The sequence below is a fragment of the Pseudoduganella danionis genome, assembly GCF_009720775.1.
Taxonomy (GTDB): domain Bacteria; phylum Pseudomonadota; class Gammaproteobacteria; order Burkholderiales; family Burkholderiaceae_D; genus Rugamonas; species Rugamonas danionis.
Genome location: NZ_WNKW01000004.1, coordinates 380,974 through 393,912 on the forward strand (window position 1 = coordinate 380,974; position 12,939 = coordinate 393,912).

Annotated in this window: 14 protein-coding genes; 4 read left to right on the forward strand and 10 right to left on the reverse strand. The window is 59.6% G+C overall.

Going from position 1 to position 12,939, the window contains the following annotated elements; genetic code table 11:
• The first annotated feature begins 7 nt into the window (after positions 1 to 7).
• Positions 8 to 712, forward strand: coding sequence for an arsenical resistance protein ArsH (gene arsH / locus GM655_RS16210; RefSeq protein WP_155435712.1), 705 nt, complete (start codon positions 8 to 10; stop codon positions 710 to 712).
• A 10-nt stretch (positions 713 to 722) separates the two neighbouring features.
• Here the strand turns inward: arsH and GM655_RS16215 are convergent, their stop codons facing one another.
• The 6 genes from GM655_RS16215 to GM655_RS16240 all read right to left on the reverse strand — a co-directional run bounded on the left by GM655_RS16215 (position 723) and on the right by GM655_RS16240 (position 7,334).
• On the reverse strand, positions 723 to 1,850 hold the full coding sequence (locus GM655_RS16215) for an acyl-CoA dehydrogenase family protein (protein WP_155435713.1): 1,128 nt from the start codon (positions 1,848 to 1,850) through the stop codon (positions 723 to 725).
• A gap of 47 nt (positions 1,851 to 1,897) precedes the next feature.
• Positions 1,898 to 2,566, reverse strand: coding sequence for an SDR family oxidoreductase (locus tag GM655_RS16220; protein ID WP_155435714.1), 669 nt, complete (start codon positions 2,564 to 2,566; stop codon positions 1,898 to 1,900).
• A 3-nt stretch (positions 2,567 to 2,569) separates the two neighbouring features.
• Positions 2,570 to 3,769 (reverse strand): acetyl-CoA C-acyltransferase, encoded by a 1,200-nt coding sequence (locus GM655_RS16225; RefSeq protein WP_155435715.1) that lies wholly within the window; start codon positions 3,767 to 3,769, stop codon positions 2,570 to 2,572.
• Positions 3,762 to 5,597, reverse strand: a complete 1,836-nt coding sequence (gene aceK, locus GM655_RS16230; RefSeq protein ID WP_155435716.1) for a bifunctional isocitrate dehydrogenase kinase/phosphatase — start codon at positions 5,595 to 5,597, stop codon at positions 3,762 to 3,764. The genes GM655_RS16225 and aceK overlap by 8 nt, the downstream gene beginning before the upstream one ends.
• 57 nt (positions 5,598 to 5,654) lie before the next feature.
• Positions 5,655 to 6,839 (reverse strand): isovaleryl-CoA dehydrogenase, encoded by a 1,185-nt coding sequence (locus GM655_RS16235; RefSeq protein ID WP_155435717.1) that lies wholly within the window; start codon positions 6,837 to 6,839, stop codon positions 5,655 to 5,657.
• 90 nt (positions 6,840 to 6,929) lie between these two features.
• The gene (locus tag GM655_RS16240) at positions 6,930 to 7,334 is read right to left on the reverse strand and encodes a MerR family transcriptional regulator (RefSeq protein WP_155435718.1); all 405 of its coding nucleotides are present in this window, start codon (positions 7,332 to 7,334) and stop codon (positions 6,930 to 6,932) included.
• 108 nt (positions 7,335 to 7,442) lie between these two features.
• On the opposite strand from GM655_RS16240, the gene GM655_RS16245 reads away from it, so the two are divergent.
• Together GM655_RS16245 and GM655_RS16250 are read left to right on the forward strand one after the other, a co-directional pair.
• Positions 7,443 to 8,507 (forward strand): MBL fold metallo-hydrolase, encoded by a 1,065-nt coding sequence (locus tag GM655_RS16245; protein ID WP_155435719.1) that lies wholly within the window; start codon positions 7,443 to 7,445, stop codon positions 8,505 to 8,507.
• Positions 8,508 to 8,746: 239 nt separating this feature from the next.
• Entirely contained in the window at positions 8,747 to 9,154 is a 408-nt protein-coding gene (locus GM655_RS16250) for a hypothetical protein (protein ID WP_155435720.1), read from the forward strand.
• A 76-nt stretch (positions 9,155 to 9,230) separates the two neighbouring features.
• Here GM655_RS16250 and GM655_RS16255 read toward each other — a convergent pair whose 3' ends face one another.
• Positions 9,231 to 9,386, reverse strand: a complete 156-nt coding sequence (locus GM655_RS16255) for a hypothetical protein (protein ID WP_155435721.1) — start codon at positions 9,384 to 9,386, stop codon at positions 9,231 to 9,233.
• A gap of 33 nt (positions 9,387 to 9,419) precedes the next feature.
• Between GM655_RS16255 and GM655_RS22770 the strand changes: the two genes are divergently transcribed.
• Positions 9,420 to 9,590: a hypothetical protein gene (locus GM655_RS22770; RefSeq protein WP_196308786.1), complete on the forward strand. Its 171-nt coding sequence runs from the start codon at positions 9,420 to 9,422 to the stop codon at positions 9,588 to 9,590.
• Between the two features lie 4 nt (positions 9,591 to 9,594).
• On the opposite strand, the gene GM655_RS16260 is transcribed toward GM655_RS22770, so the two are convergent.
• From GM655_RS16260 to GM655_RS16270, 3 genes are all read right to left on the reverse strand, one after another.
• Entirely contained in the window at positions 9,595 to 10,200 is a 606-nt protein-coding gene (locus tag GM655_RS16260) for a UbiX family flavin prenyltransferase (RefSeq protein WP_155435722.1), read from the reverse strand.
• A complete protein-coding gene (grxD, locus tag GM655_RS16265; protein WP_155435723.1) occupies positions 10,193 to 10,507 on the reverse strand; it encodes a Grx4 family monothiol glutaredoxin in 315 nt (104 codons plus the stop codon). The genes GM655_RS16260 and grxD overlap by 8 nt, the downstream gene beginning before the upstream one ends.
• A gap of 70 nt (positions 10,508 to 10,577) precedes the next feature.
• Positions 10,578 to 12,926, reverse strand: coding sequence for a Tex family protein (locus GM655_RS16270; protein WP_155435724.1), 2,349 nt, complete (start codon positions 12,924 to 12,926; stop codon positions 10,578 to 10,580).
• Positions 12,927 to 12,939: the final 13 nt, after the last annotated feature.

The following is a 12,939-nucleotide window of genomic DNA, read 5'->3' on the forward strand; positions in this document are numbered from 1 at the left end:
GGACGCTATGGAACTACCGAACATCAATCACGATCTGCTGCCGACACCGACGCTGGCGCAACTGGAACCGGTGGGGAACTATGACCATCCTCCCCGTTTTCTGCTGCTGTATGGCTCGCTGCGCGAGCGCTCGTTCAGCCGCTTCCTGACGGAAGAAGCGGCGCGCATCCTGCAGCATTTCGGCGGCGAAGTAAAAATCTTCGATCCGACCGAACTGCCGATGGTGGGCAGCGTGGACGAAAGCCATCCCAAGGTGCAGGAGCTGCGTGCGCTGTCACAATGGTCGGAAGGTCAGGTGTGGTGCAGCCCTGAGCGGCATGGCGCGATTACGGCCGTAATGAAGAACCAGATCGACTGGATACCGCTGGAACAGGGCGCGCTGCGTCCCACGCAGGGACGCACGCTGGCCGTGATGCAGGTATGCGGCGGTTCGCAGTCGTTCAATGTGGTCAACACCATGCGCCTGCTGGGACGCTGGATGCGCATGTTCACCATCCCTAACCAGTCCTCGGTGCCGATGGCCTACAAGGAGTTCGACGATGCAGGCCGCATGCGCCGCTCGGCCTACTACGAGCGCGTAGTCGACGTGATGGAGGAACTGTTCAAGATGACGCTGCTGATGCGTGGCCGCACCGATTTTCTGACCGACCGCTACAGCGAACGCAACGAGCGGGCGGTCAAGGCCATCAACCGCCAGATCGCCCAGCTCTAGAACGGCGCGCTTACAGGGCGCGCGCGATCAGCAGTTTCTGGATGTCGCTGGTGCCTTCGTAAATCTGGCACACGCGTACATCGCGGTAGATGCGCTCGACGGGGAAGTCGGACACATAACCGTAGCCGCCATGGATCTGGATTGCATCCGAGCAGACCTTCTCGGCCATTTCGGAGGCGAACAGCTTGGCCATGGCCGCTTCTTTCAGGCAGGGCAGACCCGCATCCTTCATAGCGGCGGCATGCTGGATCAGCTGGCGCGCTGCTTCGATCTGGGTGGCCATATCGGACAGGCGGAACTGCACGGCCTGATGTTCGAAGATAGGCTTGCCGAAGCTTTCGCGCTCGCGCGCATAGCTGAGCGCTGCTTCATACGCCGCGCGCGCCATACCCACGGCCTGTGAAGCGATGCCGATACGGCCGCCCTCCAGACCGGACAGCGCGATCTTGTAGCCCTGACCTTCTTCGCCGATCAGATTCTCGGCCGGAATGCGGCAGTTCTCGAACAGTATTTGCGCCGTATCGGACGAGTGCTGGCCCATTTTCTGTTCCAGCCCCGCGACGATGTAGCCGGGCGTATTGGTCGGCACCCAGAACGCGCTGATGCCCTTCTTGCCGGCCGCTTTATCCGTGACGGCCATGACGATGGCCACGTCGGCATATTTGCCGCTGGTGATGAACTGCTTGGTGCCGTTCAAAACGTATTCATTGCCATCGCGCGTAGCGGTGGTGCGCAGCGCGGCAGCATCACTACCCGTATGCGGTTCGGTCAGACAGAAAGCGCCCAGCATCTCGCCCTGCGCCAGTGGCCGCAGCCATTGCTGCTTCTGCTGCTCGTTGGCGTACATCATGGCGATGCTGCACACAGGGCAGTTGTTGACGGAGATAATGGTCGAGGTGCCGCCGTCACCGGCAGCAATCTCTTCCAGCACCAGAGCCAGCGATACATAATCCATCCCCGCCCCGCCCAGTGCTTCCGGCACGGCTACACCGAAGGCACCCAGTGCTGCCAGCTCCTTCAGTTCTTCTTTGGGGAAGTGGTGTTCCTTGTCCCAGCGGGCGGCGTTGGGGGCCAGACGTTCCTGCGCAAAGCTGCGCAGGGCGTCACGGATCATTTGATGTTCTTCGCTCAGTATCATGGTGTCTCGTCGTTATTGTATAAATGATTTCGGACTGCTCGGTGTCTTTACCAGCCTATGGTTTTGCCATCGTAGTTAAGGTAGAGCGCACTGGTGGTCGCGGGTAGCGCCGCCAGCGTTGCGCGCATGCCTGCCGCGCTCTGTTGCACCGACAGGTCGGCTTCGGCGCCGCCCATGTCCGTGCGGACCCAGCCCGGATGGAAGGCCACGCAAGTGGCGCCCTGCGGGCCGAAAGTGTGTGCCGTGTCGATCAGCACGGAGTTCAGTGCTGCCTTGCTGGCACGGTATAGCGAACCGCTAGGGTTGTTACGCTCGCTGAGGGAACCCATGCGCGAGGACAGCACGGCCAGCTTGCCCTTCACGGCGCAGACCAGCGGCGCGAGGATGGGCAGCAGCCGCATGGCGGCCAGCACATTGGTGTGCATCACCGCGTCGAAATCCGTCTGCATGGGGAAGCCGTCGTGGCGCGGGCCGTACACGCCCGCGTTGAGGAAGGCGACGTCGAGCTCCTCGCCATCGAGCTTCCAGCCCAGCCCTGCTACTGCTTCCACGTTGTTGACGTCCAGCGTGTGCACTTCCGCCCCCATGGCGTGCAGGGCGTTGGTATCTTCCGGCTTGCGGGCCGTGGCGATCACGCGCCAGCCATCGGCCAGATACTGGCGTACCAGTTCCTGACCGATGCCGCGCGAGGCACCGATGATGAGTGCAGTCGCCATGCCTTAGGCCAGTTCGATGGCGATCGCCGTGGCTTCGCCACCGCCGATGCACAGTGCTGCCACGCCCTTCTTGCCGCCGGTGCGTTTCAGCGCGCCGATCAGGGTGACGATGATACGCGCGCCCGATGCGCCGATAGGGTGGCCCAGTGCGCAGGCGCCGCCGTGGATGTTGACTTTCTCGTGCGGGATGTCGAGGTCGCGCATGGCGGCCATAGGCACGGCAGCAAACGCTTCGTTAATTTCGAACAGGTCCACGTCCTTGCTGGTCCAGCCGGTTTTCTTGTACAGCTTTTCCATCGCGCCGATAGGAGCGGTGGTGAACCAGTTTGGCTCCTGCGCAAAGGTGGCGTGGCCGTGGATGGTGGCCAGCACGGTAGCGCCGAGCTGTTTTGCGGTCGATGCGCGCATCAGCACCAGTGCGGCAGCGCCGTCGTTGATGGACGAGGACGAAGCAGCGGTGATGGTGCCGTCTTTCTTGAAGGCGGCGCGCAGGGTAGGAATCTTGTCGATCTTGGCTTTGAGCGGGCCTTCATCCTTGTCGATCACCACATCGCCAGCGCGGCTGCTGACGGTCACTGGTGCGATCTCCCAGTTGAAATAGCCTTCCTTGGTGGCGACCTGTGCGCGCTTGACGGATTCGATGGCGAAGTTGTCCTGCGCTTCGCGGGTGAATTCGTACTTGGCCGAGCACTCTTCGGCGAAAGTGCCCATGGAACGGCCTTCGCCGGTTTTCTCGTTGCGCGAGTAGGCATCTTCCAGGCCGTCGTACATCATGTGGTCGAACAGCATGCCGTGGCCGATGCGGTAGCCGCCGCGCGCCTTAGGCACCAGATACGGTGCATTGGTCATGGATTCCATGCCGCCGGCGATGACCACGTCGGCGCTGCCAGCGACCAGCTGGTCGTGCGCGAAGATGGTGGCCTGCATGGCCGAACCGCACATTTTCGACAGCGTGACGGCGCCGGTGGACATCGGCAGACCGGCTTTGAGCAGGGCCTGACGGGCCGGTGCCTGACCCTGACCGGCCATCAGGCAGTTACCGAAATATACGTGCTCGACCAGTTTGCCATCGATGCCGGAACGTTCTACTGCGGCCTGAATCGCGACGGCGCCCAGATCGTGTGCGCTCTTGCTGCTGAAATCGCCCTGGAAGGCGCCCATAGGGGTACGGGCGGCGCCGACGATAACGATAGGATCATTCATTTTCTAGAGTCTCCATAAATGGCGGTGGGGTCACCGCCGGGGCTGAGGTGTGCTGATTGCAAAAACGGATGTATTGCGGATACGGGAACACGTCTTCGACGATGCCCTGCTGTATGCGCTGCTTGCGGGCCTGCCACCATTCGGGCGTGAGCAGGTCGGCATGGTGTTTCATGAAGTAGTGGCGGATGCGCGGATTACCGAGCAGGAAAGCGCCAAATTGTTCGGGGAACACGTCGGACTTGCCGATCGGGTACCACGGCTCGGAAGCCATTTCTTCTTCTTCCGTGCGGGCTTGCGGAATCGCACGGAACTGGCAGTCGGTGATGTACTCGATTTCATCGTAATCGTAGAACACCACGCGCTGGTGACGCGTGACGCCGAAGTTCTTGTACAGCATATCGCCGGGGAAGATGTTGGCCGCCACCAGTTCCTTGATGGCGTTGCCGTATTCGACGATGCCGTGTTCGAGCTGGACTTCGTCGTGTTCCTTTTCGGCGTTGCTGAGCCAGATATTCAGCGGCACCATGCGGCGTTCGATGTACAGGTGCTTGATAATGAGCTGCTCGCCATCTTCTTCGACCAGCGAAGGGGCGAAGTGTTTGAGCTCGTCCACCAGATCGTCCGTGAAGCGGTGGCGCGGGAAGGCCACGTTGGAGTATTCCAGCGTATCGGCCATGCGGCCCACACGATCGTGGTGTTTCACCAGCAGGTATTTTTCTTTGATCAGCGCGCGCGAAGTTTCCTTAGGCGGCGGGAAGAAATCCTTGATCACCTTGAACACATACGGGAAGGACGGCAGTGCAAATACCAGCATCACCAGACCGCGAATACCGGGCGCAATTTCGAACTGGTCGGACGAATGCTTGAGGTGCTGCAGGTAGTCGCGGTAGAACAGCGTCTTGCCTTGCTTCTGCAGACCGAGAATGGTGTAGATTTCGCTGCGCGGTTTGCGCGGCAGCAGCGAGCGCAGGAACTGCACATAGGCCGACGGCACTTCCATATCGACGAGGAAGTAGGCGCGCGTGAACGAGAACAGGATGGTGATCTGTTCGTGATCGAACAGCACCGTATCGAGTACCAGCTGGCCCTGACGATTGTGCAGGATGGGCACGACGAACGGGAATTCGCGGTTGCCGTTAATGCCCTTGCCGACGATGTAGGCGCCCTTGTTGCGGAAGAACAGGCTCGATAGCACCTGGATCTGGTGATTCGGTTCCAGCTTGGCATTGCCGAAGATGGACTTCAGGCGCGCTTCCACGAGGTCGATATCGCGATTCAGATCGGCGAATTCGGCATTGAGCTGGAAGTTGGTGACGATGCGCTTGAGCGTGTAGTGCAGGCCGTCCGTGGCGGGGTAGTAGACGCGGTAGGTCGGCGCGATTTCTTCCGTCTCGATGTATTCGGTCGACACGACGGGACGCACGAATATGAATTCGTTGTGGAAGTAGCTGCGGTGCAGGATGTTGCAGCAGACCGAGTTGAAGAAACTCTCGGCCAGCTCTGGCTGCTTGTGGTCGGACAGCATACCGATGAAGTGCAGCTTGAGCTCGCGCCACACTTCATCCGTCAGTTCGGTCTGCTCGTACTCGTCTTCCAGCATCTGCACGCACTCCTGCACGCGCTTGTCATAGAAGCCGATACGCTCGCGTGCTGCGGTCTGCGCCTCGCCCCACGCGCCCTGCTCGAAATGCAGCTTGGCTTGCTGGCTGGTCTGGCGGAACAGGCGGTAGTGCTTGTCGAAACCGTCGCGGATAGTACGGGCAATATCGAAAGCGATCTGCGAGCGCAGCAGCTTGGGAAATGCAGCCTGGCTTATAGACGACTTCATAGTGAACCTTTATGTGCGTGTTCTAGTGTGCCGTCCCAGCTCACGCACATAGTCTGCTTACTTGGTTTCTGCGAACAGTTCGCGACCAATCAGCATGCGGCGGATTTCGCTGGTGCCGGCGCCGATTTCATACAATTTGGCGTCGCGCCACAGGCGGCCGACCGGATACTCGTTGATGTAGCCGTTGCCGCCCAGCGTCTGGATTGCCTCGCCGGCCATCCAGGTTGCTTTCTCTGCGCTATACAAAATGGCTCCCGCTGCATCTTTACGCAGTTGGCGGACTGCTTCCGGAGTTTTGGCCCGGTCGCAAGCCTGACCGACAGCGTACACATAAGCTTTGCACGCCATCATGGTCGAGTACATATCTGCAATCTTACCCTGCATCAGCTGGAATTCGCCGATAGGCTGACCAAATTGCTGACGATCGTGGATGTATGGCACCACACTATCCATGCAGGCCTGCATGATACCGAGCGGGCCGCCGGACAGCACGGTGCGCTCGAAGTCGAGGCCGGACATCAGCACATTGACGCCCTTGCCCACTTCGCCCAGCACGTTTTCGAGCGGTACTTCGCAATCTTCGAACACCAGTTCGCCCGTGTGCGAACCGCGCATGCCCAGCTTGTCGAGTTTCTGGGCAATCGAGAAGCCTTTATAGCCTTTTTCGATCAGGAAAGCCGTCATGCCGCGCGGGCCGGCCGCCAGATCGGTCTTGGCGTAGACCACCAGTACATCGGCGTCGGGGCCGTTGGTGATCCACATTTTCGAGCCGTTCAGCACATAGTGGTCGCCCTTCAGGTCGGCACGCAGCTTCATGGAGACGACGTCGGAACCCGCATTCGGCTCGGACATGGCCAGTGCGCCGATGTATTCGCCCGAAATCAGTTTCGGCAGGTATTTCTGTTTCTGCGCCTCGTTACCGTTGCGCTTGATCTGGTTCACACACAGATTCGAGTGGGCGCCATACGACAGGCCGACCGAGGCGGAAGCGCGCGAAATTTCTTCCATGGCGATGATGTGGGCCAGATAGCCCATGTTGGCGCCGCCGTATTCTTCGCCGACGGTAATGCCGAGCACGCCCAGATCGCCCATCTTGCGCCACAGGTCCATAGGGAACTGGTCGCTGCGGTCGATTTCGGCAGCACGGGGTGCGATTTCGGCGGCAGCAAACTGCTGCACTGCTTCGCGCAGGGCGGCGATATCTTCGCCGTGGTCAAAGGTCAGGCCGGGCAGATGGAGCATGTCATCCTCATTCTTATCGTGGTTTGGAACGCCACATGATACGCTGATGTGACGTTTACGTAAACGTAACTTGCCTGTTTTCTGTGCAGGTCACTCGGGTTTGGCGGCCGGTGCGCCGATCGCGGCCAGCAGACGTTTGCATTCGTCTTCGTGGGCGGTGATTTCGGCCAGCGACATTTCGATGTCTTCGCGCTGCTGTTCCAGCGTTTCGCGGTGCTGGGCCAGCACGCCGAGGAAGCGATGCATCTGGGCCGCCGTATCTTTCGGCGTTTCGTACATGTCCACCAGACTCTTGATTTCCGAGAGCGACAGGCCGAGGCGCTTGCCGCGTAGCGTCAGTTTCAAACGGGTGCGGTCGCGCGGCGTGTAGACGCGGTTGCGGCCGCCCGCGCCTTCGCGCGAAGGGCTCAGCAAGCCCTGATCTTCGTAGAAGCGGATGGCGCGCGCGGTAATATCGAATTCGCGGGCCAGTTCGGTAATGGTGTAGGTAGGCATTGGTCCTGTGCGCTAGAGTCTGAACTATCGGTCGAGGTCTTGACGGATGTTTCCGTTTACGTCAACGTCAATCCCATTGTAGCCTGAACTTTGGGTCTAGGAGAAAAATTGAGTACTACCGCTAGCCGTGATGCCCTTGCCGCCGCACTCACCTATCCGCTCGGCGACACTTTACCGGCCAGCGGCACTGTGCACTGGCTGGCGCCGGACGTGGGCTGGCTGCGCATGCCGCTGCCGTTCGCGCTCGATCACATCAATCTGTGGCTGCTGCGCGATGGCGAGGGCTGGACCATTGTCGATAGCGGCGTGGCTACGCCCGCCACGCGCGAGGCATGGGAGCAGATCTTCGCCCATGAACTGCAAGGCTTGCCCGTGCGGCGCGTGCTGGCCACCCATTGCCACCCTGACCATATCGGACTGGCCGACTGGCTGTGCCAGCGCTGGCAGGTAGCGCTGTGGACCAGTGCCGGCGAATATGCGTTTGCCCGCATGATGTCGGCAGCTTTGCCCGGAGTTGATAATGCGGCTGCCGTGACGCATTTCCAGCGCCATGGTCTGCGCGATCCCGTGCTGCTCGAGCAGATGAGCGCACGCAAGAACTACTATCCCTCGCTGGTACCGTCCGTACCGGCCAGTTACACCCGTTTGCAGGACGGCCAGTTACTCACGATAGGCGAGCGGGTCTGGCAGGTGGTGTGCGGCTATGGCCACTCGCCCGAGCATGTGGCTTTGTATTGTGAGAAAGATAAATTACTCATTGCCGGCGATATGGTGCTGCCGCGTATTTCCACCAATGTGTCTGTGTTTGCCATCGAGCCGGAAGCCAACCCGCTCACGCGCTATCTTGAATCTTTGGATAAATTTGCCAAATGGCCAAATGATGTATTGGTCTTGCCATCCCACGGGAAACCCTTCCAAGGGTTGCATCAGCGCATTATTCAGCTGCGCGAGCACCATCGCGACAGGCTGGCCGAGGTGCTGCAGGCTTGCCAGAGCGCACAGTCGGCAGCCAGCATCGTGCCACTGATGTTTCGCCGTCCGCTGGATGCTCACCAGTTGAGCTTTGCGCTAGGGGAAGCCTTAGCCCACCTGCATGCCTTGTGGTACGACGGTGTGCTGCAGCGCTGCGTTGCGGTGGATGGCGGCGTGCTATTCCAGCGCACGGATGCCTAGTGTGGCGTAGTCACTAGCACATGAAAATTCTTAGCGAATAATTTCTGGTTTTAAACTAAAATAAACCAAGAGCCGATGTTTCTTTGGAAAAACAGAAACCGAATTTTCTTCAGTTGAAGAATCTGGTGTTGAAGTGGTATTGGATCGGCTAAGTGTGTCGCAAAAGTTCGCAAGATGTCACAAATTGGTCGGTAGTACTAGAGACTGACTTTCATGCCGCAACGTGAAATAGTGCCGATATGAATTCTTCAAATGAACGCGAAAGCTTTAGCCAGCGCCTCCAGCAGGCGCTGAAAAATGCCCATTACTCCCCCGACAGCCCGACCCGGCTCGCTCGGGAATTCAATATCCGTTTCGATGGCCGTCCCATCACCGTCCACGCCGCCCGTAAATGGCTGGTGGGTGAAGCCATACCGACGCAGGAAAAGTTGCGCATGATCGCCCACTGGCTGGGCGTGCCGGCCGACTGGCTGCGTTTTGGTGGTGCCGAAAGCGATACGCCGCAAGGAGATAGCGCTACCGGTCTGTCCCGTTTCGAGTCGGCCGACGTCAAATTAATCGCGGATTTACAACGTCTGGACGAACATCATCGCCAGATTGCACGTGAATTTATCCGCATGCTGGTACGGGTTAACTACCAAAAGTAGCAAAAACCCGTAGTAGTACTTAGATAAATTGACTGTTTGTGACTATTGGATGGCTTGTTCTCTGGTGAAACAAGTTTCACTGGCTGGCCAGTTTTTCTTCGGCATAGGCGCCCACCGGGGCGCCTTTTTTATTTTGTGAACTTCTGCGCAATGTCATGGTTTCGACATCGTTTTGAGGTACAGTGAGGTGTGCAGTCAGTGCATCACATGCACGCAACAACTTCGCATCCACCTTATTCCGGGAGTTACGGTTTTGAGCCATCCGATGAATAGCAATTATAGCAATGTTGCGCAGTTGAAGGATCTGATGACGGCTCCGCCCATGACGGCGGCCCAGCATGCGGAAGTGATGCGCAAGCGCATCGCTCATCGACGTATGGTGGAAGAGGCACGCGAGCTCAAACGGCTCAGTGGCCAGTCATACGACCAGCGCTAACCGCCTAACTGGCGTCAGTGCCGGTGCTGCCGGCCTGCATGCCTTGCCAGCGCGGTGCGAGGCCGTGTTCGATCTGGAACAGGTCGAGCACGCGGGCGACTGTGTGGTCCACCATTTCAGCGATGCTGGCGGGCTGGTGGTAGAAGCTAGGCAGTGGCGGGAAGATAATCCCGCCCATTTCCGTGACGGCCGTCATATTGCGCAGGTGCGCCAGATTGAACGGCGTTTCGCGCACCATCAGCACCAGCCGGCGACGCTCCTTGAGCACCACATCGGCCGCACGGGCAATCAGGTTATCGGATAAGCCATGGGCCACGGAGGCCAGGGTTTTCATCGAGCACGGCGCGATGATCATGCCATCGGACTGGAAGGAGCCGCTGGCGACGCTGGCGCCCACATCGCGCACCTTGTGCACCACATGGGCCAGCGCTTCCACCTCGCGCTTCTGCAGGCCAGTTTCCTGATGCAAAGTCAGGATGGCTGCGTCGGACAGAATCAGGTGGCTTTCGATGCCGGGGGTATCGCGTAAAAACTGCAGCAGACGCAAGCCATACACGGCGCCCGTGGCGCCGGTGATGGCGACGACGATCCGCCGCGGACGATCAGGCATTCAACAGGGCTTTCAGTTCGCCCGATTCGAACATTTCATTCATGATGTCCGAACCACCGATGAATTCGCCGTTGATGTACAGCTGAGGGATGGTCGGCCAGTTCGAATAGTCCTTGATGCCTTGACGCACTTCCGGATCGTCCAGCACGTTGACGGTGGCAATGTTTTCAATGCCGCAAGCTTTCAGGATCTGGATGGCACGGCCGGAAAAGCCGCATTGCGGGAACTGGGCAGTGCCCTTCATGAACAGCACCACTTTGGTGTTGGTCACAGTGTCTTTGATCCAGGTTTGTACGTCGTCGCTCATGGCTACCTCAGTGTAAAGATGTATTGAATCTCGATATTTTATAAGAAAATTCCCAAGACCGTATTTTGGGTCAGGAGCGCAGTTTGGCGAAGGCCGCTGCCATGCTGCCGCCCAGCGGTTCGGCCTTGGCGGTCTGCTTGCTGTGCTGGCCCATGCTGCGGCGGTCGTTGCGGTCGGCACGCTGCTGCGGATTGCTGCCGGCCACGGGCGCGCTGTCGCTCAACCGCATGGTCAGGGCAATACGCTTGCGCTTGGCATCGACTTCCAGCACTTTCACTTTCACCACCTGTCCTGCCTTGACGACCGTGTGCGGGTCTTTGACGAAGGTATTCGACAGCGCCGAAATGTGTACCAGTCCATCCTGATGCACGCCGATATCGACAAACGCGCCAAAGGCCGCCACGTTGGTGACCACGCCTTCGAGGATCATGTCGGGCCGCAGGTCGCTGATTTCTTCCACGCCATCCTTGAAAGTGGCCGTGGTGAATTCGGGACGCGGGTCACGGCCCGGCTTTTCCAGCTCTTTCAGAATATCGCTGATGGTGGGCACACCGAACTGTTCGTCAGCATATTTGGCCGGCTGCAGCGTTTTGATCAGGCTGGTTTCACCGATCACGGCCTTGATGTCCTTGTTTATGTCGCGCAGGATTTTTTCTACCAGCGGGTAGGATTCCGGGTGCACGGCCGAAGCGTCGAGCGGGTTCTCGCCGCCCATCACGCGCAGGAAGCCGGCGGCCTGTTCGAAAGTCTTGTCGCCCAGCCGCGGTACAGCTTTCAGCGCGGCACGGTTGGGGAAGGCGCCCTTGCTATCGCGGTAGTTGACGATGGCTTGCGCCACCGAGGCGGACAGGCCGGACACGCGCGTCAGCAGCGGCACGGAAGCCGTGTTGACGTCGACACCGACGGCATTCACGCAGTCTTCCACTACCGCATCGAGGCTGCGTGCGAGCTGGGTTTGCGAGACATCATGCTGGTACTGGCCCACGCCGATCGATTTCGGATCGATTTTTACCAGTTCGGCCAGCGGGTCCTGCAGGCGGCGTGCAATCGACACGGCGCCGCGCAGCGACACGTCCATGTCAGGCAGTTCGCGCGAGGCGAATTCCGAAGCCGAGTATACCGAGGCGCCCGCTTCGGACACGACGATCTTGTTCATTTTCGGTTCCGGATACAGCTTGATCAGTTCCTGCGCGAGCTTGTCCGTCTCGCGCGAAGCGGTACCGTTACCGATGGAAATCAGCGCAACCTTGTGCTTGATGGCCAACTGGCCCAGCGTGTGCAGCGCGCCATGCCAGTCGTTTTTCGGCTGGTGCGGGTAGATCACGGCCGTGTCGACCACCTTGCCGGTGGCATCGACCACGGCCACTTTGACGCCCGTACGCAGGCCCGGGTCCAGCCCCATGGTGGCACGCTGGCCAGCCGGCGCGGCCAGCAGCAGGGCTTTCAGATTGGTCGCGAACACATTGATGGCCGACAGTTCGGCGGCTTCGCGCAGCGCGCCCATCAGTTCGGTTTCCAGATGCATGAAGCTCTTCACGCGCCAGGTCCAGCGCGCGGTGTCGCACAGCCATTTGTCGGCCGGACGGCCCGCCTGCTTGATGCCGAAACGGGCCGCGATGCGGCTTTCGCACGGGTTATGCGGCGCATCCCATTTCGGTTTTTCCGGTTCGGAATCGAGTCGCAGGGTGACGTCCAGCATGCCTTCGCGGCGGCCGCGCAGCAAAGCCAGCGCACGGTGGGAAGGTATGCTGCTGAGGTTTTCCGTGTAATCGAAGTAGTCGGCGAATTTTTCGCCTTCTTCCTGTTTGCCTTCCACGACTTTGGATTCAACAATGCCGTGCTCCTGTACGTATTCGCGCAAGGATTGCAGCAGGGTGGCGTCTTCGGCAAAGCGTTCCATCAGGATCTGGCGTGCACCGTCGAGCGCAGCCTTGTTGTCGGCCACGCCGGGGTTGTTGCCATCGGCCGATTCGAACGGCGCACGCAAATATTTGCCGGCTTCCGTCTCCGGATCCAATGCGGGATTGCCCAGCAGGCTTTCTGCCAGTGGTGCCAGTCCTGCTTCGATGGCGATCTGGGCTTTGGTGCGGCGTTTCGGCTTGTAAGGCAGGTAGAGGTCTTCCAGCCGGGTTTTGTCCTCGGCGTGCAGGACGGCATCGAGCAGTTCCGGCGTCATCTTGTTCTGCTCGGTAATCGAGGCAATGATGGCGGCGCGGCGCTCTTCCAGCTCGCGCAGATAGCGCAAGCGTTCTTCCAGCAGACGCAGCTGGGTATCATCGAGTCCGCCCGTCACTTCCTTACGGTAGCGGGCAATAAACGGCACAGTAGCGCCTTCGTCGAGCAGGGCGACGGCGGCGACAACCTGAGGGGCTTTGCAGTTGAGTTCAGTGGCAAGACGTTGTTCGATGGTAGGCAGCATGGACGGTATTCCT